The following is a 23,557-nucleotide window of genomic DNA, read 5'->3' on the forward strand; positions in this document are numbered from 1 at the left end:
TCAGCAAAAATTACTTAGCAATGGCTTTTTCTTTCATTTCTTGGGAGGTGATTAGACGTTTCATGCGTGCTCTATCCCTTTCTAAAATCGGCTGCAAATATTGGCCTGTGTGGGATTCAGGGGAACTTGCAATTTTTTCAGGCGTTCCGGTAGCAACAATTGTTCCACCCTTATCGCCGCCTTCCGGCCCGAGATCAATGATATAATCGGTTGTCTTAATCACATCCAGATTATGCTCAATGACGAGAACCGTGTTTCCATTATCAACAAGCCGCTGTAAAACGTTTAATAGCCTTGCTATATCATCAGCATGAAGTCCTGTTGTCGGTTCATCCAAAATGTAAATGGAGCGGCCATTTGAACGCCTGTGAAGCTCAGATGCTAGCTTCACTCTCTGCGCTTCTCCACCAGACAGTGTCGTTGCCGGTTGACCCAGCTTCATGTAGCCGAGCCCTACATCAGCAATTGTCTGCAGCTTCCGTTTGATTTTCGGAATGTTTTCGAAAAACTCCAATCCAGCCTCAATCGTCATGTCCAGAACATCTGCAATATTTTTACCTTTATATTTTACTTCCAGTGTTTCCCGATTATACCTTTTACCATGGCACACCTCACACGGGACATACACATCAGGTAAAAAGTGCATCTCAATCTTGATAATACCGTCCCCACGACATGCCTCGCATCTTCCACCCTTGACATTAAAACTGAAGCGGCCTTTTTTATAACCTCTTACTTTAGCCTCATTAGTAGAAGCGAACACATCGCGGACATCGTCAAATACACCAGTATACGTAGCTGGGTTGGAACGCGGAGTCCGTCCGATCGGTGACTGGTCAATATCAATCACTTTTTCCAAGTGATCTATTCCCTTAATTTCTTTATGAGCTCCGGGTTTGGCTTTTGCTTTATGAAGCTTCATCGCAAGAGATTTGTGTAATATTTCATTGATCAATGTACTTTTCCCAGAACCGGAAACTCCCGTAACAGCAACGAATACGCCAAGTGGAATCTTTACATTCACATTTTTTAAATTGTTTTCCTTTGCTCCCTTTATTTCAATGAAGCGGCCGTCAGAAGTACGACGCTCAAATGGTAGCTGAATGAACTTTTCTCCGGATAAGTATTGTCCTGTCAATGAATCCGGCTGTTTCATCACCTCATTCGGCGTACCGATGGCCACTACTTCCCCACCATGTACACCTGCTCCAGGCCCAATGTCGATCAAATAATCTGCAGCCAGTATCGTATCCTCGTCATGCTCAACCACAATCAACGTATTACCGATATCTCGCATATTTTTCAACGTATCAATCAACCGGTCGTTATCCCGTTGGTGAAGACCAATGGATGGTTCATCAAGTACATACAATACACCAGTCAAGCGGGAACCGATCTGCGTAGCCAGCCTGATCCGCTGTGCTTCTCCTCCGGAAAGCGTACCTGCCGCCCTGCTCAACGTTAGATAATCAAGGCCAACATTGACAAGAAAGCTCAGCCGCTCATCAATCTCTTTCAGAATCATATGCGCAATCTGCATCTCTTTTTCAGACAAGTGAATGGTCTGGAAAAATTTCGAGGCATCCTGGATAGATAGCTCCGTCACTTGTCCGATATGCTTGTCTTCGATTTTAACCGCGAGACTTTCTTCCTTCAGCCTGTAACCCTTACAACGTGGACAAGACTGATCCGCCATATATTTTTCCATCTGTTCTCTAATATAATCGGAGCTTGTTTCATGATAACGGCGCTCTACATTCTTGAATACACCTTCAAATCTGATGTTGCTTTCCCGAACCTGACCAAAATCATTTTTATAGCGAAAGTGAATCAAATCGGTCCCAGAACCATATAAAATTTTATTTAACTGATCCTTCGGCAAATCCTTCACAGGAACATCCATGTCAATTCCATAATGTTTGCACACTGTTTTTAAAAGCTGCGGATAATACTGTGAACTGACGGGAATCCAGGGAACGATCGCCCCTTCGTTCAATGTCAAAGAAGCATCTGGAATGACGAGGTCCTTATCGACTTCAAGCTTCGATCCAAGACCATCACATTCCGGGCATGCTCCAAATGGGCTGTTGAATGAAAACATACGCGGTTCCAATTTATCAATGGAAAATCCGCATTCCGGACATGCGTGGTGTTCGCTGAACAGCAGTTCCTCTTCTCCGATCACATCAATCATGACTTTTCCGTCGCCTAGGCCGAGCGCGGTTTCAAGAGAATCTGCCAAACGCGCTTCTATCTCTTCTTTAATCACAATCCTGTCAACAACAACCTCAATCGAATGTTTCTTATTTTTTTCAAGTTGAATGTCTTCAGTAATATCCAGAATCTCACCGTCTACTCGCACACGAACAAAGCCCTGCTTTTTTATGTCCTCAATCACCTTGACATGGGCACCTTTTCTTCCAGAGATAATAGGAGCAAGCACCTGAATTCTTGTCTTTTCAGGATAGTCCATAATCCGATCAACCATTTGTTCAATTGTCTGGGATGTGATTTCAATTCCATGAACAGGACAAATTGGCCGGCCCACCCGAGCAAACAACAAGCGAAGATAGTCATAAATTTCCGTCACCGTTCCAACAGTTGAACGCGGATTTTTGCTTGTTGTTTTTTGGTCGATTGAAATAGCCGGTGACAGCCCTTCAATAGCATCAACGTCCGGTTTGTCCATCTGTCCCAAGAATTGTCTTGCGTAAGCGGACAACGACTCAACATAGCGCCGCTGTCCTTCCGCATAAATGGTATCAAACGCTAACGAGGATTTTCCGGAACCAGAAAGCCCTGTAACCACGACGAGCTGGTCCCTTGGAATCGTTACATCGATATCTTTTAAGTTATGGGCACGTGCACCTTTAACAATAATTTTTTCTAGTGCCATCGCTGTTTCATCCTTCCGCTTTCAACTCCAAAATGGCATCGCGCAGCTGAGCCGCCCTTTCAAAATCAAGCGATTTTGCCGCTTCTTTCATTTCTTTCTCCATTGAAGTGATTAGCTTGTCTTTTTCCTTTTTGGTTAATTTCTTTGTATTTTCATATGTGTATTCTTCAGTCTCTTCCGCGGCGGTTGTTGCTCGAATAACATCGCGGACATCTTTCTGGATCGTGGTTGGTGTAATACCATGCTTCTGGTTATATTCTTCCTGTATAGCACGTCTCCGCTTCGTTTCTTTAATCGCTTGATCCATAGAATCAGTGATTTTATCTGCGTACATAATCACATGTCCGTTTGCGTTTCTCGCTGCCCGCCCAATTGTCTGGATAAGCGAACGCTCGGAACGAAGGAAACCTTCTTTATCCGCATCGAGAATGGCCACTAAAGAGACTTCCGGTATATCCAACCCTTCACGCAGAAGGTTAATTCCGATCAAAACGTCATATTTTCCGAGTCTTAAATCGCGGATAATTTCTATCCGTTCCAACGTTTTAATTTCAGAATGCAGATACTGCACTTTTACCCCAACGTCCTTTAAATAGTCCGTTAAATCCTCCGACATTTTTTTCGTAAGTGTCGTCACCAGAACCCGTTCGTTTCTTTCAACCCGTTCATTAATTTCCCCAAGCAAGTCATCGATTTGCCCTTCGATAGAACGAATATCAATTGTTGGATCAAGCAGTCCCGTCGGACGGATAATCTGCTCAACCATTTCTGGAGTTTTTTCCAATTCATATGGTCCGGGTGTTGCAGATACAAAGACGATCTGGTTAATATGCTTCTCAAATTCTTCGAACATGAGAGGACGGTTATCAAGTGCAGACGGCAGTCGAAAACCATGATCGACTAATACTTGCTTCCGTGCTTGGTCGCCATTGTACATTCCACGGATTTGTGGAAGCGTAACGTGTGATTCATCAACAACAATTTGAAAATCATTTGGAAAATAGTCTAGCAACGTGAAAGGAGTCGCCCCTGCCGGCCTTAAAGTCAAATGACGGGAGTAGTTTTCAATCCCTGAACAAAATCCCATTTCCCTCATCATTTCCAAGTCGTATCTTGTTCGCTGTTCGAGTCGTTGCGCTTCTAGTAATTTTTCTTCTGCCCTCAGTTGGGTTAGCCGTTCTTCCAGTTCAAGTTCAATATTCTGAATGGCAACCCTTAGCTTTTCCTCACCGGTTACATAGTGGGAAGCAGGGAAAATGGCCGCGTGCTCTCGGTCGCCAACAATTTCTCCAGTCAAAGCATCCACTACACGAATTCGTTCAATTTCATCACCGAAAAATTCAACTCGGATACACTGTTCCTCGCGAGCAATAGGAAAAATCTCTACGACATCCCCACGCACACGGAACGTTCCATTCGTAAATTCGATGTCGTTTCGGGCATATTGAAGATCAACGAGTCGGCGCAAAAGCTGGTTCCTCTCGATTTCCATCCCTGTCCGAAGCGACAGGACGTGATCCCGGTACTCTTCCGGGGAACCGAGCCCATAAATGCAGGATACACTGGCAATAATAATGACATCATTCCGTTCAAACAAAGAAGAAGTTGCCGAGTGCCTGAGCCTATTGATTTCATCGTTTACACTGGAATCTTTTTCAATGAACGTATCTGTCTGCGGAACATATGCTTCAGGTTGATAATAGTCATAGAAACTAACAAAGTACTCAACTGCATTGTTCGGAAAAAACTCCTTGAATTCGCTGTACAACTGCCCTGCTAACGTTTTATTATGGGCAATAACAAGAGTCGGCTTGTTCATTTCCCTTATCATATTTGAGACAGTGAACGTCTTTCCCGTGCCCGTCGCCCCCAAAAGCGTCTGATATTTTTTTCCTGAACTGAATCCTTCGACCAGACGTTCAATCGCCCTTGGCTGGTCACCAGCAGGCTTGTATTTCGATACTACTTCAAACTGGTTTTTCACGCCGGCACCCTCCCGTTTTTCTTTCAATATCTATAAACTCTGCAGTATTTTCACTTAAAATAATCAATATAGTCATTTTACCACAAACGGTCCTTTCATAACCAGAAATATGCGAACGTACTTTCGACATTGTATAAAATCATAGAGTTACTCAACTGGATTTTTATCAATGGTTGGCGGCCTGATTTAATGCTCTTTCGTCAAATCCCGGTTGTGATTACAACAATAATACAAAATATGGTATGTTCAAATACACCTTCTTACCATTCACTCCTTAGCTATAGAAAATATGAAACAAATTCAATTTTTTCCAAAATTTGAGTCATAAAATAGACCGGTCGGACTTTAATCCAACCGGTCTAATTGTAGAAAAAGCATATATATATTTCCTGACATCTATGTTCTCACAGCTTCTGCATAGGCCAATAACAGAATCTGCAAAACTAGATTTGTTTTACTTTATCTATTGAATTTGTATTACTTTTTTCCGTCACGCTTGTTCTGTACCCTTTATTCTTATAACCCGGATTTTATATATAATAAACAAAAGAATAAACCAAACCGGGGTAACAAACAAAGCAACACGTGTGTCTTCCCCGAGTGCAAGCACTACCAAAATAAATCCGAAGAAAGCAAGGATTAAGTAATTGGCAAATGGGAACAGTGGCATCTTAAACTTACTCGCTTTAGCTAAATCAGGCCTTGTTTTACGATATTTTAGATGAGCAAGGACGGTTATTCCCCAAATAAAAATAAAACAAAAAGTAGAAACACTCGTGATTAGAGTAAATACACCTTCCGGCATGACATAGTTCAAAGCGACAACTACCAGTACAGCACCAGTTGAAAAGAACAAAGCATTAGAAGGTACTTTATGGGTTGTTAGTCTTTTAAACTTTTGAGGCGCCTGTTGATTTTTTGCTAGTGAATAGACCATTCGGCTTGTACTAAAAATGGCACTGTTACAAGCCGATGCAGCTGATGTCAGAACAACAAAATTGACAATACCTGCAGCTGCTACAATACCAACTGCTGCGAATACTTGGACAAATGGACTTTCTGTCGGTTTAACGGACGTCCACGGATATATGCTCATAATCACCAGCAATGCACCGATGTAGAAAATGATGATCCGTATAGGAATATTATTGATCGCTCTCGGGATAACCTTTTCTGGGTCTTCTGTTTCACCAGCAGTGAGTCCTACAAGTTCGATACCTGCAAACGCAAACATAACCATTTGGAATGAAAGGAAAAAACCGGTCATGCCATTCGGAAACATGCCGCCATGACTCCATAGATTGGTGAAACTTGATGGACCTGCGTCTGTGGAAAAGCCCTTCAAAATCATAAAAATACCAACCACGATTAATAATAAAATGGCAATGACTTTAATTAATGCAAACCAAAATTCCAATTCCCCGAAAAGTTTTACAGTGGCTAGATTCATCAATAACAACAAAACCAGTGCTATGAGACCAGGTATCCACTGGGGCACACTCGGGAACCAATATTGTATATAAATCCCAACAGCTGTCAAATCAGCCATTGCAATAGTAACCCAGCTGAACCAGTATGTCCATCCAGTGATAAAGGCTGCCAAATCACCAAAATAGTCTTGTACGAAGTCAACAAAAGAATGATAGTTTAAATTGCTTAAAAGAATCTCTCCAAGTGAACGCATAATTAAAAAGCAAATAGTGCCTGTAATGAGATAAGCAAATAAAATAGACGGCCCTGCCAGATGAATCGATTTCCCCGCTCCAAGAAACAAACCCGTTCCAATTGCCCCACCTATGGCAATTAATTGTACGTGCCTGTTCTTTAAACCTCTTGATAGATTTTCTTGCTGCATGTAAATGACCTCTCTAACTATTTAGGATTTGTGAAATTGTTTCACCTAAAAATAACCATTTCATTCTACCCCTCTTTTTAGGAAGCGATTACATTATATCAACAAAATTTTTATCATTTGTTTTCCTTTAATCAAACCTAAAAAAAGCCTTTAAATTTTACTTTAGTTCTTAGCCTCCCTTTTTGTTACTTTACCATAAAAACAGCGAAATTAGGTGTAAGGTGTAATTTCACTTCAAGTTTTTTTCTTTTCATTTAGTCAATTTTCTGCTGCTTTTTTTCCGATTGGTATTTACTGGTACTATATTACTATAAATTATAAAGGCTGTCGAGAATTCCTAAACAAGGGGTCTGACCCCTTCATTCATAACTTTTTGCCTGCACCCAAAATTCGATGAACAATTGCAATGCAATGGCAACTAAAAATACAACAATGGCGTATATGATTCCAAGTTTAAATCCTACAAGGATGACCATGGCAATGGCAAGAATGCATAAAGCTCCTGATAAAAGTCCACCTTGGGCCACTCGCTTTGGGATCCTTCTTCGCATAGCGCTCCATCAAAACTTTTTGTTCTTCAATAACCCATGGCTTGTGGCGGCTCTTTTCGGTAAGCATTAGGAAAGCCAATATCCCAGCTCCCGGAATGACAAATGGGAGCAATGTTCCAAGTACAGCATGAAGGCCCATATTATCCATAAAATATAAAGATGCTGCTGTTATCAACCCAAATAGGATTCCACCTGCAACAATAGCATAAATGAGGGCGCGGACCCAAAGCATCGGATAGTCACTGGCCGTCTCTTGAGTTAAACCGAGAAAGACAAAAGCAGCTCCCGAAACTACAACAAATGGAAGAGAGGAAGAAATTCCCTGCGAGATCACATCCGTTGAAAAATACGCGATGAATCCGACTGTCAGTCCAAACAAAAATAAAATTCCTGCGATAACGTATCCGACCGCATGTTTCAAACCTACCTCTACTTTATGCTGAAAATACATCTGTCCAATTACTTCATTCCGTTTTTGGCGGCTGATATCATCCGCCACCGCAGTAATATCGCCCAGCTCACCAATGGCCTTGGTAAACGCTGCTTCTTCATCCATTCCTTCATTTTCAAGCCCTTTGATCCGTTCAATTAAATTAGAAATAATCTCTTCTTTGAAATCCTCCAATGCAGGTGTGTCCACGTATCCCTTGAATAAATCGTCCACATATCGCTTCACCTGTTTGCTCATTTTATCCCTCCTCAAGCAATCTATTTAATATTTGCTGGGTAAACTCCCAATCCAGTTTGTTTTGATAATATTGCGTTTTTCCTTTATCCGTAATCCGATAATATTTGCGCCTTCCCCCTTGTGTCTCATCACCCCAATATGCAACAATCAACCCTTCCTTTTCCAATCTTCGATAACTGGAATAAAGCGTGGCTTCTTTCAATTCATATTGGTCATCCGTCTTTTCCAAAATCGTTTTATATATCTCATAACCATAACTGTCGCCTTTTTGTAAAATACTCAGCACAATCGTATCCGTATGCCCCCGCAACAAATCAGACGATAATTTCCCTTTCACCTGCTCACCACCTCTTAGAACCACATCGGCCCAAAGTGTTATATTCATAATATTACTTTGTCTGTCATAATAATATGCCAAGAACAATAAATTGCAAATACCTATTTCAAAAAAAATAAAACCTGTTGTATTCATTTCATCCAAATGAATACAACAGGTCTTTAGTCGGCAAGTCTCTTTTCCAACGCATATAGATCTTCTTCCAGCATTTGCATCCTTTGTTCCGCCACTTCTCTGGCGTCACGGATGCCTTCATTGTAAAAAATGGGTCCAAGCCTTTCTTTAATAAATTCAAAACAGATTTCCGCAGCAAATTCACCGATTTCCTCGCCGCGTTCTTTCAGAAAAAATTCTTGGATCTCCTGAATCATTTGTCTTTTTTTCTCTAATGAGAGCTTGGGCATTAGCACCTTTTGATCCCTTCCTTTATAAAAATATGAGCGGAATGGCGGAGATGACCGAAATGAACACAGGCAAAAATAACGTAAGGGCCATTCCTCTTTCAGTGAATTCAAATTCCGGAAGACGTGTCGAATCAAAGAGCCAGTTTCCCGCTCTTTCAACCCTCGATTTTCGCATGGGAAAATCAGGAACTTCCACATCAAATTCATCTAGCTTTTGAAACAGTTTTTCATCGCTTTTATTTTTCATCTCCATCCACCTCCAAAACTTCCTTCAATTTTTTCATGGCATGATGCAGCCTTGATTTAACCGTCCCGATCGGAATCCCCAAAATTTCTGCCGCTTCTTTTTGTGTCAGGTCATGATAGTAAGTCAGCAATACGACCGCCCTTTGAAGTTCAGGCAGTTGTTGCACTGCTTTCTGGACAGACAGCCTTTCTTCCATTGAAATTGCCGAAGTATTATCTGCTGCCACAAATGGCAGCAACGACCAGAATTTTTTCCTTCTTTTCAATCTTGTAGCCATCGTGTTGTACGCAATTTGAAAAAGGTATGTTTTGAACTTTCCTTTTTCAGGCGAATATTGATGACCTTTAAGTAATTTTTCAAACGTATCCTGTACGACATCAATGCTCAGTTGTTGATCTCCTGTATATCTAAAAACGAATGTATAAAGCGGTTTCCTATACTTCTCATACAGCGTTTCAATTGTTTCTGAGCATCCGTTTTCCAAACGGATTTCCCTACTTAAACTCATTTGGCCACCGCTCTTTGATGCCTTTAAACACATAAATCAGCTTCGTGATCATCCAAAGAAACGTCACTAAACTGAATACCACTGTCTGATGAATGAAATATTGGATGATCGGACTGTTAATATTATCCCCTCTTAAAAGGAAAACGAGCAGACCGATTATATTTAAAAACGTATAAATAGCAGCAATCAACACAATTGAATCCCAGCGAGTCCAGTAAAAATAAAAATCTGTTTTCGTAAAATCAATTTTTCCCCATTTGTCCCGAACAACTTTCTTTTCCATTGAAGCGATGACCCCTGCAAAAACTGAGCCTAGCACCGCTACCACAATACTGCTGATTACCCAGCCTGTCACTGGCATACAGAACACTTCCCTTCTTGTCTCTCACAAACTATTACTAACAGCGAGACAAAAAGGTTCATTTTTAATCAAATGTTTTTTGTCGGGAGACAGAGATGGTCTGAATTAATTCCTCCAGCGCCATATCTGACATTGAATTCAAACGTAATCGATGCCCCTCAAACGCCAAGTGAGCCGTCACTCTATTCGGGACAACAACAACATTTAGGCCTGCAACCATTGCTGCCGTTAGACCATTTTTTGAATCCTCAAAAGCTAGCGTTCTCTCAGGAGCCACCTCCAAATCTTTAATGGCCGCTTCATATAGCTCGGGATCAGGCTTGATATTGACCACATCGTCCGCTGTTTTGATAACTACAAAATAATCCTTTATTTCAAAGCGTTTCAAAAAACCCTCTACCCAGCTCCTGTTGGAGCTTGAAGCCAGACCGATTTTCAAGCCAAGCTTTTTTGCAGAGCTAAGATAATCTAAAACTCCGTCTCTCAGCTCTAAATTTTGTAATTGATTCGTATAAATTGCCTCTGCTTCTTTGATGACAGCTTCTTTTGTAAAAGAAACCTTGTTTTTCAGAAATTCTAATAGCACATCATCTGATGTACCAATACAAAGGGCAAATTCTTCTATCGTCAAATTATAATTTAGACGGCGGAAAACTTGGTGAAATGCTTCAAACCAGACAGACTCGGTATCTACGATTAAACCATCAAAATCGAAAACAACTGCTTCCATCTCTTAATCTCCTCATTTTTAACGACTTTACTGGATGGCGCTTTCCACCTCTTTTGTACGAGAAACGTAACTGTGTAGTACCATGCCCGCTACAACAAGCAGCATACCAATCAAAGAAGCAGGTGCCGGCATAGGTGCACTCAATACAACTATTTCTCCCAGCAAAGCGTAAGGGACTTCAAGCGATTGCGTAGCTTCTACTGCAGCAAGCTTCCCCATGTTATCTTTAACAGCATCCGTCGCTTTAAAAAATAATATAGTAGCGATAACGCCAGACGAAATAGCAACGAGGAGAGCCTGTAACGTCTGTTCCTGTGAGGGAAGCGCTCCTGTTGCCAGCTCCCAGCCGGCAAGTATCAGCCAAAATGGCATGCTTCCAAGTGTCATGCCCAAAACCCGCTGGTACGTATCCATCCGTCCACCGCAGACCCCCATCATTTTTCTGTTTCCGAGGGGATAGGCAAAAGAAGATACCATTATCGGGATGACGCACAATAAGACATTTTGCAGGGAAAGCCCGTTCATATGCTCTAATTGCATCATAGCAATCCCGGCTAAAATGATCAACGACATGCTCAGTCCCCTATAGGGGATTTTTCCTCTTCTTGAAATATAGCCTGAAGAAGTCAGAATCGTTTCATAAAAAAGTGGTGCCAAAAGAGAGCCGGAAATAATCGTTATCTGAAATGTACTAGCAATTAACCAGCCTGGCCCATAGCCAGCGGCAAATGTAAGTGGAGCATAAAACAAGCCGAATCCCACAGTACTCCACAGGAGCCACTCCCCCAGATTCGTCTTCATCTCTTGAATCAGCTTTCGAAAATTTCCTCTGACCATAACTATTAGCACTAAAAAAGGCATCATGAATATATAACGAAGCGAGGCACTCCAAATCCAACTTCCGCCTGACAAATCCATTGCACGATTAAAAGTAAAGGTGAAAGCAAAAAAGAAGGCGGCCACCACACCTAACAATATTGGCCTCATGAGGCTCTCCCCCTGTCATTTGCTTCGAAAAGCGAAATATCCAAACATTTACATTATACTATGGAATGATCGGTCATTAATATAGATGAAAATAATTTTATGAAGGATATGTTATTCTCTTGGAATACCGTTATATGAAAAAGTGAGAGGCAAATTTTGATGAGGGAGTTCGTCAATCACATCGAAGAAAAACCTCGGTGAAGATGCTTTCTACAGCTTTGCGACGTGGGAAACATATGCTTCCTTGAATATGCTGTGCCGCAGGAGCATATTCCCCCTGAATAAACTTCCACGTGACTTGATCCTTGCGCCAATGGCACTGGCAGGCTCAAAACGCAACATCCTGTTGCTTCGCTTGCACTTGTACTTCCTGTACGTCGGCAGGATCAAAACGCGACGTCCTTTCGCTTCGCTTGTTCCTGTACGTCGTATTTGGACAAAGATTAAGCTTCCTTTGCTTAAAATTTTCCATACAAATTATACTTTACTCTAAAAAAAACACTTCCTGTCCCGGCTGCAAGCCAAGTCATGAAGTGTTTTTCTTTCTCCTTTTATCTTTCATTAGGTTGACGATAAATAATCCTAACGTAAGAGACGCCGCCTCAATAATGATCAACCACCATTTATGCAAATATCCGTTGTATGCCGAAACAATAATCAAAGCAACAACCAAAAGAAAAGAAACCAAGCGATTGTACGTTATCCGTACGAAGAATATCATCATTAAAGCCGGTAAAAATATAGCGGATAAGATTTTATCTATCATGACAATCCCCCATGCACATATTAAAAGCCTTATCTATATAGTTTTTCCGAAATTGCTAAAAAGTGCAAGTCTCTTTTTTCACCGGCTTCTGCTTTCTTCAATCATTCTTTCAGTTATAGCTGTCAACTCACTTTGTTCAATGAAACGCTCACGGAGCATCTCCGGCAATATTTGATCAAGAAAATATTGGACACACGTCATATTTTTGAACAAGAGAATTGTGCTTAAAGCTTCCTCATATATTTCCATAAACAACGGCTCCGGATTTTCCTTCTGGATCTCTCCGAAAGATTCATACAGTAGATCGATTTTATCAGCCACCGACAAAATCCGTCCTTCTAGTGTATCGTCCTTCCCTTCTTTAAACCGCCCCAAATAAACTTTTTGGAATTCCAATGGAAATTCCTTTTCCACGAATTTCCTTGTCATCTCTTCCTCCACTTCATTGAAAAGACGCTTTAATTCTTTAGAAGCATATTTAACCGGCGTCTTGATGTCTCCGGTAAAAAGCTCGGCATAGTCATGGTTCAAGGCTTTTTCATACAACAATCGCCAATCAACTTTTTGCCCGTCCATTTCTTCGACAGTTCCCAGAAACTGCGCAATTTTCGTCACTTTGAACGAATGACTGGCCACAGAGTGTTCTTGAAATTTAAATTTTCCCGGGCAGCGGTTTATTTTTTCTAAATCAGACAAACTTTTAAAATAATGATGGATCCCCACTTGAATCACCTGCTGCTTTCTTATTTCGAAAGATTGTACCACGAAGCCTTCCCATTATCAAATACGCCTTGGCGTATTTTGCGCCCAGATTTTATCGAGCTCCGCTTGATAAATTTCCTCTGAAAATCTGTGGCATCCGCCGGAGGCTTTAACTTTATTCAGCCAGGGTTTGAACCCCCACTGAATGGAATGCTAATATGCATTCATCTCACCACTTACAGAAGTGGGAGACTTCTGCTGAATGAAGTTAAAATCAAAAGGACTTTTCCACCGGAAAAAGTCCCTGACTGTTTATTGATTCAACTCCACTTTCTTACCTGAGTCCATGTACACAATCCACTCACAAATATTGGTGACATAATCGCCAATTCGTTCCAAATATTGTGCTGTAAGCAGAAGGTGGGTCGACTGATTGATCAATGATTGATCCTTCATCATTAACCCAATCAGGTCAGTAAAAATTTCTTTATACAAAGCATCCACTTCATCATCGCGGTTCGCTATGACCTTCGCTTTATCCATATCCATATGGATGTACGCGTCTAATGCATCTCGAACCATATCCTGAACCAGTTTACCCATTTTAGGAATATCAATAAGCGGTTTTGCATAAATCTCGCCTTGCAGCCTCACCGTCGTTTTGGCGATACTCACTGCATGATCGGCTATACGTTCAAGGTCTGTCGAAACCTTAAGTGTAGTCGCAATCCTTCGAAGATCACTTCCCACCGGTTGTTGCAAGGCAATCAATGTAAAACATTTTCTTTCGATTTCCATTTCCGCATCATTGATTTCCCTGTCGCCGTCAATTACCTCTTGAGCAAGCTTTACATCTTTATCAACCAATGCTTTTACTGCTTGATAAAGCGCTTCTTCCACCAGCATCCCCATCGTGAGCAGCCGATGATGCAAGCTTTGCAGTTGCTCATCAAATTGGTTTCTGACTGCCATCTGCCAGCCTCCTTTTTATCATTTTATCCAAATCGTCCTGTTATATAGTCCTCTGTCCGTTTATCATGCGGATTGGAGAACATAGCTGACGTCTTGTTAAATTCAATCAATTCTCCATTTAAGAAAAAAGCAGTCTTATCTGAAATGCGCGCCGCCTGCTGCATATTGTGCGTCACAATAATAATGCTGAAGTTTTCCTTCAACTCCTGAACCAACTCTTCCACTTTTAAAGTAGAAATAGGGTCAAGGGCAGAAGTCGGTTCATCCATCAAAATGACATCCGGCTCAATCGCAAGACATCTTGCGATACAAAGCCGTTGCTGCTGACCTCCCGAAAGTCCGAAGGCATTTTCATTCAGCCTGTCTTTCACTTCATCCCAAAGCGCAGCTCCCTGCAAGCTTCTTTCCACAATCTCATTCAATATCTTTTTGTCCCGAATTCCATGAATTCGCGGGCCGTAAACGACGTTTTCATAAATTGATTTTGGGAACGGATTGGGTTTTTGAAAGACCATTCCTACTCTGGTCCTTAGTTCTTCAACACCAAATTTATGATCCAAAATATTCTTCCCTCTATATAGCAATTCTCCAGTCATTTTCACTGAAGGAACAAGCTCTACCATCCGATTCAGAGACTTGATGAACGTTGATTTTCCACATCCAGATGGTCCAATAATCGCTGTGATCTCATTTTCCGCTATTTTAAAATCTATCTCTTTCAGAGCATGCTTTTCCCCATACCAGAGATTAAAGCTTTTCGCTTGAAAGACTTCCTCTTTCTGTACCTGAATATCCGGTTTGACTGTTTGTTCCTCCCTAACCAATGTTGTAATCAAATTGACCCCTCCAATTAATAACGCTTGGAAAATTTATTTCTAATGATAATGGCAATGGAATTCATCAAAAGCAGCATGAGAAGCAGAACAATTATTCCTGCTGCCGCTACGTCATGAAATGCAACCTGCGGTCTGCTGGTCCAGTTGAAAATTTGAATAGGCATGACGGTGAATCCAGACCAAATACTTTCTGGTACAAAGGCAACAAACGTCAGTGCTCCAATCATAATAAGCGGAGCTGTCTCGCCGACTGCACGTGATAATGCCAGTATTCCACCTGTTAAGATGCCTGGAATCGCCGCCGGCAAAATAACACGGCGGATAGTTTGCCATTTTGTAGCCCCCATTCCGTATGATGCTTCCTGCAGCTCTTTCGGGACTGCGCGAATCGCTTCCTGCGAAGCTACAACAATAATAGGGAGAATCAAAAGGCTCATGGTCAATCCACCGGCGAGAACGCTCCTCCCCATTTCCATCATCCGTACAAAAACAGTTAATCCCAATAACCCGAAAACGATGGACGGAACGCCTGCCAAATTCGAGATATTCATTTGAATAAAGCGAGTAAACCTGTTTTTCTTCGCATACAATTCAAGGTAGATTGCACAACCAACGCCCAGTACAATGGACACTGGACCAGTGATGGCCACCAGCCAAATCGTACCGAATATGGCAGCTTTGATACCAGCATCTTCTGGCCTGCGTGAAGCAAAGCTTGTAAGGAAATCAACATCCAAATAGCTGTACCCTTGGGAAAATATCCGGTAAATCAAAATCCCTAATACAAGTAACCCAACTGATGTAGCAAGCATGAACAGCCATTTCGACAATCTGTTTTTTAAAAGACGAAAACCAGTCCTTTTCACTACTTTCTCATCATTTATCAATTCCATTAATACTCCTCCCTAAAGCGCTTGGAGATCCATTGGGCAATGATGTTCATGAAGAGTGTAAAAATGAACAGCGCCATTCCAACCGCATAAATGCTGTAGTAGATTGTGGAGCCATATGAAGCATCCCCAAGGCTCACTTGCACAATATAAGCGGTCATCGTCTGGATGGTTTCCGTCGGATCAAAGGTCAGATTTGGTTTTGAACCACCTGCGATTGTGACAATCATCGTTTCACCAATTGCACGGGAGATCCCCAGAACACATGAAGCGACAATACCGGACAACGCAGCAGGCAAAACTACTTTTAAAGACACTTCCAATTTGGTTGACCCCATTGCCAATGCGCCTTCCCTCATTGACTGCGGGACTGAACTCATCGCATCTTCAGAAAGGGAGGCAATCATTGGAATTATCATAATTCCAATAACAATTCCTGGACTTAATGCATTAAAAAACTGTAGGTTCGGCACAATTTTTTGCAAAAGAGGCGTAACAAAAGTTAGGGCGAAAAAGCCGTAAACGATCGTCGGAATCCCTGCGAGGACTTCCAAAATGGGTTTCACAATTTTCCTAACACGATCACTCGCATATTCACTTAGATAGATGGCTGTTGCAAGACCAATCGGAATCGCAACAATCATAGCTATCACAGCTACCAGCAATGTCCCCGAAACCAAAGGAGCTATACCATATTGTGGATCAGCTTCGAAAAATGGAAACCACTCTTTGTTGGTAATAAATTCTATTATGTTAACACGTTCAAAAAACGTAATTGTTTCCACTAGTAATGTAATAACGATCCCAATCGTTGTTAAAATAGAAATAACTGCCATTGTAAAAAGAAAAATGGGGACACATCTTTCAATCATCCCCTGCTTAAACTTAGACTTTCTTTTATTTTCTTCAATGAGTGCGGCAACTGATTTTCTTTCCGCTTTTAACTCCATAAGGAAAACTCCTCACTATTTTCATAGTAAAGGGAGAGGGGGCTCCCCCTCTCACCTGATCATATTACTTTGAAGCTTCTTCCAGTTTTTCAAGTGCTGCTTTATATTCATCATCTTTAAGGCTGATATAACCAACTTCTTCAGCTAGAGTACCGGCATTTTCAAGAGCGAATTTAGCATACTCGTAAACTTGTGGTTTCTCTTTCAATGCTTTATTGCTAGCATAGAAGTACAATGGACGGGAAAGCGGCTCATATACACCGTTCATGATCGTGTCATGGTCTGGAGTGATTGCCTCTCCTTTACTATTAACGATTGGTACAACCTTTAGATTGTCCTTATTCTCAGCGTAGTATGAGAACCCGAAAAATCCGATTCCGCCTTTGTCTCCCATTACACCTTGCACAAGTACATTATCATCTTCAGATAATGTAGCATCTTTTCTCATTTGCTCTTCTTCAAGAATCACTTCATTCCAGTAATCATAGGTACCGGAGTCTGTACCTGGGCTGAAGAATGTAATCGGCTCTTTTGGCCAGCCATCACGGACATCCGCCCATGTCTTCACTTTCCCATCTTCCAGCCACATGTTTTTCAATTCATCAATAGTCAGCTGATCGACGAAGTCGTTATCTTTATTTACTACGACAGATATGCCGTCATAAGCGATTTCGAATTCTGTATAGTCAATTCCTGCTTCTTCCAACAGCTTCGCCTCTTCGTCCTTTATCGGGCGTGAAGCATTACTGATGTCCGTTTCTCCTGCTATAAATTTTTTAAATCCGCCCCCGGTTCCAGAAACACCCACCGGCGCCTTGACATCCGGCTGATCCGCAGCAAATTCCTCGGATACGGCTTCCATAATTGGGAAAACAGTTGAAGATCCATCAATGCCGACAGAACCCGTCAACTTATCATTGGATGTTTCTTCTACGTTCGAAATATTATTTTCATTTCCCTCTGCATTGCTGCTTGTACTGCCATCACCATTTCCACACCCTGCAAATAAAAGAGCTGAAGATAAGGTGACTGTCGCAAACGCGGCTTTCAATTTCATTCGTCATTTTCCCCCTAATATTCTTTGTTCGATTTCAATGAACATGTTACTCTCCCTATATCAATTTTCGATGAACGCAATGTAAAGATTATGTAAAGGTGGCGTTGAAGCCATTCTACAGGGGGTTTTAGCGCATTTTTACAATCGTATTCGTGCAGTTTCGAGCATTTCTCTGGAGATCCGATAGAACAAATCTATTTGTTCTATCACGAATCATAACCAGTCATATTTCCTGTCATCTTCAATCAATTCCTCAAAATCTTTAATTTGATCATGCCTAGACTGATCCATCGTAAGTCAGAACACAGCATTTCCTCCAACCTAAAAAATCCTCGCTCCCTTCTCGGGTGCGAGGATTATTGCTCCTTCGGCAGTGTCACTATAAATTCTGTCCCTCTGCCTTCTTCACTTTTTACGTCAATTTTTCCTTGGTGTGATTCCACCAAGTGTTTCACAATCGCAAGGCCAAGGCCGGTTCCGCCCGAATTCCGGGCTCTTCCCTTGTCCACTCTATAGAAACGCTCAAACAAGCGTGGCAAATCTTTTTGGGCGATACCGATTCCCGTATCTTTAACGCTGATTGCAACCTCTTCTCCTTTATCTTTAAGAGAGACCGCAATCTTTCCACCTGCTGGAGTATAGGAAACTGCATTAGAGACAAGGTTCAGAATGATTTGCTGAATCCGATCCTTTTCCCCTTTGATCCAGCACTCCCTTTCCTCCGGCAAGAGAAGTTCCAATCCTTTTGTCTCAACATCTTTTCTCACCATATCTGCGACTCGATCAACAACCTCCGCCACGTTGACAGTTTCCAACTCAAGCGGAATCATATGTTGTTCGATTGTTGACAGATGAAGAATATCATTAATCAGCCGATGAAGTCGCTCACTTTCTTTATGAATGATGCTGAGGAAATGGTGGAGCGCTTCTTTATCTTCCATTGCTCCATCAAGTAAGGTTTCCGTAAAACCTTTGACCGAAGTAATTGGCGTTTTCAATTCATGGGAAACATTCGAAATGAATTCACTTCTCATTTTTTCAAGCCTGCGAATGTCGGTGATATCGTGAAGCACGGCCACAATTCCTTTTAACTCGCCGTTTTCTCCAACATATGGCGCAAGATGTACATCGAGTATCCGCTCATTCGGATAATAAAATTGGATCTCATCCCTTATTTCCGTTTGTTCATTTAGGCATCGGTCAATCAGCCTGCTCAATCCCGCATTTTTGACGACTTCCACTTGCTGTTTTCCGGTAAAATCTTCATGATCCGAATCTAACATAGAGCCAATCGCACGATTGGCAAGTAAAATTTTTCCGTTCTTGTCCACCAAAAGTACACCGCTCATCATATTGCGCAGAACTCCTGAAAGCTGCTGCTCGTTTTCCTGGATTGTTTCCATCTGACTTTTCAGGCTAGCAGCAAGCACATTGATGGCATTAGCAAGCTGGCCCAACTCTCCTTTAGGCCTCATCCGTACTCTCGCAGTATAGTCCTTATCTCTTAACTTTTGAGATACAAACATCATTTCTTCAACTGGCTTGGCGATTCCTTTGGCGATTCTGATCCCAATCAGCGCAGTCAGCAGAAGGGCAACAAATAGAACGAATGTTAAAGTGTTTCTAAGATGCGTAATGGCTTTCTCAATGTTTTCGAGAGAAAGGGCCACTCTCACAACACCTTTGACCTCTCCATCAATTTTTACAGGAATGGCCGTATACATCATGCTGTATCCAAGCGTTTCGCTATATCTCGTCGATATGCCGGATTCCTTTCCTTCCTTTAGTACCTGTCTAACTTCCGGACGACTCGCATGGCTTTCCATACTAGAGGGATTATCTTCGGAATCTGCCAATACCTGTCCATTGCGATCGATAACAGTCACTCGCGCCGTCACCGGAGCGGCCAGTTCCTTTACTTTAGACTGCAAATCTTGCTGCTCAATCCCGTTTAGCTCCAGTGCCCGCAAAACGAGATGAGCTGTTTGGTTAAGCTGACTTTCTTTTAAATCCATATATGTATTTTTCATTGTATTGGCCAAAAAGAGGCCGGACCCCAGCAGGGCAAAAAACATTAAAAGAAAAAAAGAAAATGTAATACGCACCCATAGCTTATGCATCCTTAAGGCCTCTCCATTTTATAGCCGAATCCACGAATTGTTTTAATATAGCGGGGATGCCGTGTATCTTCTTCAATTTTTTCCCGCAAATTGCTAATATGAACATCAACAATCCGCGAATCTCCAATAAAATCGTAATTCCAAATGGCGTCTAAAAGCTGTGTCCTACTCAGAACTTTCCCTTCATTTGAAGCAAGATACAATAAAAGCTCAAATTCCTTTGGAGTCAGTTCAAGTTTGTCTCCATCCAGCAAGGCTTCGTATCTTTCAGGATAAATCGTAACCTGACCTAATTCCACGACAGGTTCAGGAGCTTTGTCCGTAACAGTGCTGCTTTCCTCAAAGGATTTTGTTCTTCGCAAAATGGCTTTCACCCGTGCAACCACTTCGCGCGGACTGAATGGCTTAGTCAAATAATCATCTGCCCCGAGCTCCAGCCCAAGCACTTTATCAAATTCATCACCACGGGCTGTAAGCATTAAAATAGGAGTATTTACTTTTTCCTGGCGAAGGGTCTTACATACATCCATTCCATCCATGCCAGGAAGCATCAAATCCAGAATCATTAGATCCGGACGCTCTTCCATAGCCTTTTTCAGGCCCTCAGTACCATCCGAAGCCGTCAGTACTGAGAAGCCTGCTTTTTCAAGATTATACTGAAGTAATGTTGCAATTGATGGCTCATCTTCTACAACTAAAATTCGTTCCATTTTTCTCAGCCTCCTCATTTAGAGTGCACGCTGCCGCCTGACTTGTCAATCAAAATCGTCAGACTGATCAGCGTAACAAGGATAGTGGCACCCATATCCGAAAGGATAGCGATCCACAATGTGAGGAGACCCGGAATCGTCAGCAATAAGGCAATGAGCTTTAAACCAAGGGCAAGAGTTATATTCAGCTTAATAACAGAATTCACCCGTTTGGCAATTTTAATGGCACTCGGCAGTTTCCCAAGATGATCCTGCATTAACACAATGTCAGCCGGTTCAATGGCGCTGTCGGTCCCTTTTCCCATTGCAATCCCCAGATCGGCAACGGCCAAAGCAGGAGCATCGTTAATGCCATCCCCTACCATAGCTGTTTTTCTTTCCCGAATCAGATCATTGATTTTTTCCACTTTCTGATCCGGAAGCAAATTGGCGTAAAAATCAGTCAATCCAATAGCATCAGCCACTTTTTTCGCCGTTTTTTCATGGTCTCCTGTCAGCATGATTGCCCTCTTGATGCCAGCTTTATACAATTGCTGGATTACGTCTTTGCTCTCCGGACGTATTTCGTCCGCGATCCCAAACAATCCGAGAACACATGAATCATCTGAAACAGCCACAAGCGTATATCCTGCATTTTTCAATTGATCAATATCCGCTCTGATCTTCTCATCAACAGCACCAGAAGGAATGCTAGCTTCATTGCCCAGCCGATACAGTTTACCTGATACGAAGGCTTCCACTCCCTGTCCGGCAATCGTCGTGATATCAGCCGGTTCCTCCAAGAAAAGGTCATGTTTTTCCACTTCCTTCATGACTGCTTTAGCCAAAGGATGGGAAGAAGATCTTTCAATGGATCCCGCTACTTTAAAAAATTCCTCTTCGTGATAAACAACCACTTTTTCCACATGTGGCTCGCCTTTTGTCAAAGTTCCAGTTTTATCGAAAGCAATGGTTTCAATGTGACCAAGCTGCTCTAAAAAGACTCCACCCTTAACCAAAATTCCGTTGCGAGCATTGCGCGTAATCCCCGAAATGATGGCTACCGGAGACGAGATGATCAAAGCACAAGGACATCCGACAATCAACACGGCAAGCCCTTGGTAAAACCAGCCTCCCCAATCTCCTCCAAAAAGTGGGGGAATCACCATGACGACAGCTGCGATTACCATAATCAAAGGAGTGTAGTATTTAGCGAACTTATTAATGAACTGCTCTGTGGGAGTTTTCGTTTCCTGCGCTTCTTCTACGAGATGCAAAATCTTTGCGAGTGAAGAATCGTCGTAAGACTTGGTAATTCTGACCTTCAGAACACCCTCGTTGTTAATACTGCCGCCAAAAACAGTTTCTCCTTCTTCCTTATCCACAGGCATGGACTCCCCCGTAATGGCAGCTTCATTGACCGAGCTTCTTCCATCAATGACAACTCCATCTGATGGAATTTTTTGGCCTGACTTGACTAGAACAATGTCATCTGTTTTCAATTCTGCTACCGGGATTATTCTTTCCTGCCCATTGCTAATGAGAATTGCTTCCTTTGGCGCCGCATCCAAGAGCGTTTCCATTGACTTACGAGCCTTTTCCATCCCAAGTCCTTCCAAGAACTCATTGATCCCAAACAGGATTGCAACAAGAGTACCTTCTTTCCACTCACCGATTCCAAAGGCTCCTATCAGTGCAATTGTCATAAGTGTATCGATATTGAACTTGAATTTAAAAAGATTTCTCAATCCTTTAAGAAACGTGGAGTAGCCACTCAATGCCGCTGCGAGAACATAAAGAGCGACAGCCGACCAGCCTGGTAATGATTTTTCTGTGATGATTGCTGCAGCATATAAAATCGCCGAAGCTCCAATCAGAAAAAGCAGTTTGCGCCCACTCCCATGAGCATCGCTATGATCATGACCATGTTCATCTTCTTTTACGATGATGGCCCCATCGTTCGCCAAGATCTTTTCAACCTTATTTAACTCAACCGCATCTGACACAACCAATTTGCTTGAATTGAACAAGATTTTGGCATCTTCACCATTATCCAACTTCTGTATTTCTTCTTCTAGCTCCCTCGCGCAGTTCGCGCATGAGAGCCCCTGCAGCCGATATTCAGTCATTTTCTACCCCTCCATCTGAGATGTTCAATGCCTTGCGTGATCGATGGTCTGCTCCAGTATGTTCATAACATGTTCATCATCATGGGAATAGTAAATACTTGTACCTTCCCTTCTTGATTTCACAAGCCGCAAATTTTTTAAAGTGCGAAGCTGATGGGAAACCGTAGATTGTTGCAATTTTAGGCTCTCTGCAATTTCATTAACTGAAAATTCCCTCTCAGACAAAAGATGCAAGATCCGTATCCTTGTCGGATCCCCTAATGCTTTAAAAATTTGTGAAACAGTTAGTAACGTCTCCTCATCCAGTTCATCAGGGTAGCCGTTCAGCTTATAATCATTCATATAATTTTCACTTCCGTTCTCTTTATATGAGCATATGTTCATGTATTAATTTAAATGTATTAAACATAGCATTCTTTGTCAAGTAAAACTGCCAAAAAATTCTTCTTTTGTATGCAGTCAATAAGAAAAGCGTAAGACGCCCGTTTAGCGGCGTACAAACTAGAGCAATCTGACAATACAGCGAAGAATGCAGGCTTAAAACGCGACGTCCTGTCGCTTCGCTTGCACTTCCTGTACGTCGACGCCAGACATGGAATTTTTGTAATAAAAGCAATAAAGATTTTTTACTTCATCACTTTCAAAATATGCTATTATGGCACATGTCTTTTGAAGACGGCTTATGTTCACCTCTCAATAAAGCTTGTGAAATTAGCAAGGCAGATACTCGATTTCCCTCTATCTAAAGTTGTTCGAAACGTAAACACCAAAGTTTCTTCAAATTCGAGCGTGGATGTTTTCTCATCAACATCAGGAGGCACATCTCGGTTGATGGCCTATTACTGGAACTACAGAATAGCTTGGGCCTTAAAGTGAAACTGCTGTTGATTAAGAAAGC

The 23,557-nt window shown here is 42.0% G+C and carries 22 protein-coding genes; all 22 read right to left on the reverse strand.

Annotated features, from left to right (window positions below; translation table 11 throughout):
• Positions 1–10: 10 nt before the first annotated feature.
• The 22 genes from uvrA to H9631_RS05870 all read right to left on the reverse strand — a co-directional run bounded on the left by uvrA (position 11) and on the right by H9631_RS05870 (position 23,001).
• Positions 11–2,896, reverse strand: coding sequence for an excinuclease ABC subunit UvrA (uvrA, locus tag H9631_RS05765; protein ID WP_191810842.1), 2,886 nt, complete (start codon positions 2,894–2,896; stop codon positions 11–13).
• A 7-nt stretch (positions 2,897–2,903) separates the two neighbouring features.
• Positions 2,904–4,880, reverse strand: a complete 1,977-nt coding sequence (gene uvrB, locus H9631_RS05770) for an excinuclease ABC subunit UvrB (protein WP_191810844.1) — start codon at positions 4,878–4,880, stop codon at positions 2,904–2,906.
• A gap of 490 nt (positions 4,881–5,370) precedes the next feature.
• Positions 5,371–6,735 carry an amino acid permease gene (locus H9631_RS05775; RefSeq protein WP_191810845.1) on the reverse strand — a complete coding sequence of 455 codons (1,365 nt, stop codon included), beginning with the start codon at positions 6,733–6,735 and terminating at the stop codon, positions 5,371–5,373.
• 453 nt (positions 6,736–7,188) lie between these two features.
• Positions 7,189–7,974, reverse strand: coding sequence for a permease prefix domain 1-containing protein (locus tag H9631_RS05780; protein ID WP_225220889.1), 786 nt, complete (start codon positions 7,972–7,974; stop codon positions 7,189–7,191).
• A gap of 1 nt (position 7,975) precedes the next feature.
• Positions 7,976–8,311 (reverse strand): PadR family transcriptional regulator, encoded by a 336-nt coding sequence (locus H9631_RS05785; RefSeq protein WP_120116075.1) that lies wholly within the window; start codon positions 8,309–8,311, stop codon positions 7,976–7,978.
• A 161-nt stretch (positions 8,312–8,472) separates the two neighbouring features.
• Positions 8,473–8,715 (reverse strand): DUF2164 domain-containing protein, encoded by a 243-nt coding sequence (locus H9631_RS05790; protein WP_191811057.1) that lies wholly within the window; start codon positions 8,713–8,715, stop codon positions 8,473–8,475.
• A gap of 22 nt (positions 8,716–8,737) precedes the next feature.
• Positions 8,738–8,962 (reverse strand): hypothetical protein, encoded by a 225-nt coding sequence (locus H9631_RS05795; RefSeq protein WP_191810848.1) that lies wholly within the window; start codon positions 8,960–8,962, stop codon positions 8,738–8,740.
• The gene (locus H9631_RS05800; RefSeq protein ID WP_191810849.1) at positions 8,952–9,470 is read right to left on the reverse strand and encodes an RNA polymerase sigma factor; all 519 of its coding nucleotides are present in this window, start codon (positions 9,468–9,470) and stop codon (positions 8,952–8,954) included. The genes H9631_RS05795 and H9631_RS05800 overlap by 11 nt, the downstream gene beginning before the upstream one ends.
• A complete protein-coding gene (locus H9631_RS05805; protein ID WP_191810851.1) occupies positions 9,457–9,831 on the reverse strand; it encodes a hypothetical protein in 375 nt (124 codons plus the stop codon). The genes H9631_RS05800 and H9631_RS05805 overlap by 14 nt, the downstream gene beginning before the upstream one ends.
• Before the next feature lie 64 nt (positions 9,832–9,895).
• Positions 9,896–10,561: an HAD family hydrolase gene (locus H9631_RS05810; protein WP_191810853.1), complete on the reverse strand. Its 666-nt coding sequence runs from the start codon at positions 10,559–10,561 to the stop codon at positions 9,896–9,898.
• A 27-nt stretch (positions 10,562–10,588) separates the two neighbouring features.
• On the reverse strand, positions 10,589–11,548 hold the full coding sequence (locus H9631_RS05815) for a DMT family transporter (protein ID WP_191810855.1): 960 nt from the start codon (positions 11,546–11,548) through the stop codon (positions 10,589–10,591).
• A 526-nt stretch (positions 11,549–12,074) separates the two neighbouring features.
• Positions 12,075–12,314 (reverse strand): DUF2198 family protein, encoded by a 240-nt coding sequence (locus tag H9631_RS05820; protein ID WP_191810857.1) that lies wholly within the window; start codon positions 12,312–12,314, stop codon positions 12,075–12,077.
• A 78-nt stretch (positions 12,315–12,392) separates the two neighbouring features.
• Entirely contained in the window at positions 12,393–13,037 is a 645-nt protein-coding gene (locus H9631_RS05825) for a YfbR-like 5'-deoxynucleotidase (protein WP_191811059.1), read from the reverse strand.
• A 291-nt stretch (positions 13,038–13,328) separates the two neighbouring features.
• Complete coding sequence (phoU, locus tag H9631_RS05830) at positions 13,329–13,988, reverse strand: phosphate signaling complex protein PhoU (protein WP_191810859.1); 660 nt, start codon at positions 13,986–13,988, stop codon at positions 13,329–13,331.
• Between the two features lie 23 nt (positions 13,989–14,011).
• Positions 14,012–14,779, reverse strand: coding sequence for a phosphate ABC transporter ATP-binding protein PstB (gene pstB / locus H9631_RS05835; RefSeq protein ID WP_404801719.1), 768 nt, complete (start codon positions 14,777–14,779; stop codon positions 14,012–14,014).
• Positions 14,780–14,838: 59 nt separating this feature from the next.
• Positions 14,839–15,717 carry a phosphate ABC transporter permease PstA gene (gene pstA, locus H9631_RS05840; protein WP_191810863.1) on the reverse strand — a complete coding sequence of 293 codons (879 nt, stop codon included), beginning with the start codon at positions 15,715–15,717 and terminating at the stop codon, positions 14,839–14,841.
• Positions 15,717–16,664, reverse strand: a complete 948-nt coding sequence (gene pstC / locus H9631_RS05845; protein ID WP_191810865.1) for a phosphate ABC transporter permease subunit PstC — start codon at positions 16,662–16,664, stop codon at positions 15,717–15,719. Before pstC ends, pstA begins: the two co-directional genes overlap by 1 nt.
• A 64-nt stretch (positions 16,665–16,728) precedes the next feature.
• The gene (locus H9631_RS05850) at positions 16,729–17,721 is read right to left on the reverse strand and encodes a PstS family phosphate ABC transporter substrate-binding protein (RefSeq protein ID WP_191810867.1); all 993 of its coding nucleotides are present in this window, start codon (positions 17,719–17,721) and stop codon (positions 16,729–16,731) included.
• A gap of 356 nt (positions 17,722–18,077) precedes the next feature.
• Complete coding sequence (pnpS, locus tag H9631_RS05855; protein ID WP_191810869.1) at positions 18,078–19,841, reverse strand: two-component system histidine kinase PnpS; 1,764 nt, start codon at positions 19,839–19,841, stop codon at positions 18,078–18,080.
• 2 nt (positions 19,842–19,843) lie between these two features.
• Complete coding sequence (locus H9631_RS05860; protein WP_191810871.1) at positions 19,844–20,551, reverse strand: response regulator transcription factor; 708 nt, start codon at positions 20,549–20,551, stop codon at positions 19,844–19,846.
• 14 nt (positions 20,552–20,565) lie between these two features.
• Positions 20,566–22,659 carry a heavy metal translocating P-type ATPase gene (locus H9631_RS05865; RefSeq protein WP_191810873.1) on the reverse strand — a complete coding sequence of 698 codons (2,094 nt, stop codon included), beginning with the start codon at positions 22,657–22,659 and terminating at the stop codon, positions 20,566–20,568.
• A 24-nt stretch (positions 22,660–22,683) separates the two neighbouring features.
• Positions 22,684–23,001, reverse strand: coding sequence for an ArsR/SmtB family transcription factor (locus tag H9631_RS05870; protein ID WP_191810875.1), 318 nt, complete (start codon positions 22,999–23,001; stop codon positions 22,684–22,686).
• Positions 23,002–23,557: the final 556 nt, after the last annotated feature.

This window comes from Bacillus norwichensis (genome assembly GCF_014836955.1).
In the GTDB taxonomy this organism is placed as follows: domain Bacteria; phylum Bacillota; class Bacilli; order Bacillales; family Bacillaceae_C; genus Siminovitchia; species Siminovitchia norwichensis.

Excerpts from the sequence above, each read along its gene's own strand:
- H9631_RS05850 (WP_191810867.1), bottom strand. The coding sequence starts at position 17,721 with ATGAAATTGAAAGCCGCGTTTGCGACAGTCACCTTATCTTCAGCTCTT.
- H9631_RS05805 (WP_191810851.1), bottom strand. The coding sequence starts at position 9,831 with ATGCCAGTGACAGGCTGGGTAATCAGCAGTATTGTGGTAGCGGTGCTA.
- H9631_RS05790 (WP_191811057.1), bottom strand. The coding sequence starts at position 8,715 with ATGCCCAAGCTCTCATTAGAGAAAAAAAGACAAATGATTCAGGAGATC.
- H9631_RS05815 (WP_191810855.1), bottom strand. The coding sequence starts at position 11,548 with ATGAGGCCAATATTGTTAGGTGTGGTGGCCGCCTTCTTTTTTGCTTTC.
- H9631_RS05870 (WP_191810875.1), bottom strand. The coding sequence starts at position 23,001 with ATGAATGATTATAAGCTGAACGGCTACCCTGATGAACTGGATGAGGAG.
- H9631_RS05775 (WP_191810845.1), bottom strand. The coding sequence starts at position 6,735 with ATGCAGCAAGAAAATCTATCAAGAGGTTTAAAGAACAGGCACGTACAA.
- pstC (WP_191810865.1), bottom strand. The coding sequence starts at position 16,664 with ATGGAGTTAAAAGCGGAAAGAAAATCAGTTGCCGCACTCATTGAAGAA.
- H9631_RS05860 (WP_191810871.1), bottom strand. The coding sequence starts at position 20,551 with ATGGAACGAATTTTAGTTGTAGAAGATGAGCCATCAATTGCAACATTA.
- phoU (WP_191810859.1), bottom strand. The coding sequence starts at position 13,988 with ATGGCAGTCAGAAACCAATTTGATGAGCAACTGCAAAGCTTGCATCAT.
- H9631_RS05780 (WP_225220889.1), bottom strand. The coding sequence starts at position 7,974 with ATGAGCAAACAGGTGAAGCGATATGTGGACGATTTATTCAAGGGATAC.
- H9631_RS05795 (WP_191810848.1), bottom strand. The coding sequence starts at position 8,962 with ATGAAAAATAAAAGCGATGAAAAACTGTTTCAAAAGCTAGATGAATTT.
- H9631_RS05800 (WP_191810849.1), bottom strand. The coding sequence starts at position 9,470 with ATGAGTTTAAGTAGGGAAATCCGTTTGGAAAACGGATGCTCAGAAACA.
- H9631_RS05820 (WP_191810857.1), bottom strand. The coding sequence starts at position 12,314 with ATGATAGATAAAATCTTATCCGCTATATTTTTACCGGCTTTAATGATG.
- H9631_RS05810 (WP_191810853.1), bottom strand. The coding sequence starts at position 10,561 with ATGGAAGCAGTTGTTTTCGATTTTGATGGTTTAATCGTAGATACCGAG.
- uvrA (WP_191810842.1), bottom strand. The coding sequence starts at position 2,896 with ATGGCACTAGAAAAAATTATTGTTAAAGGTGCACGTGCCCATAACTTA.
- pstA (WP_191810863.1), bottom strand. The coding sequence starts at position 15,717 with ATGGAATTGATAAATGATGAGAAAGTAGTGAAAAGGACTGGTTTTCGT.
- pnpS (WP_191810869.1), bottom strand. The coding sequence starts at position 19,841 with ATGCATAAGCTATGGGTGCGTATTACATTTTCTTTTTTTCTTTTAATG.
- H9631_RS05865 (WP_191810873.1), bottom strand. The coding sequence starts at position 22,659 with ATGACTGAATATCGGCTGCAGGGGCTCTCATGCGCGAACTGCGCGAGG.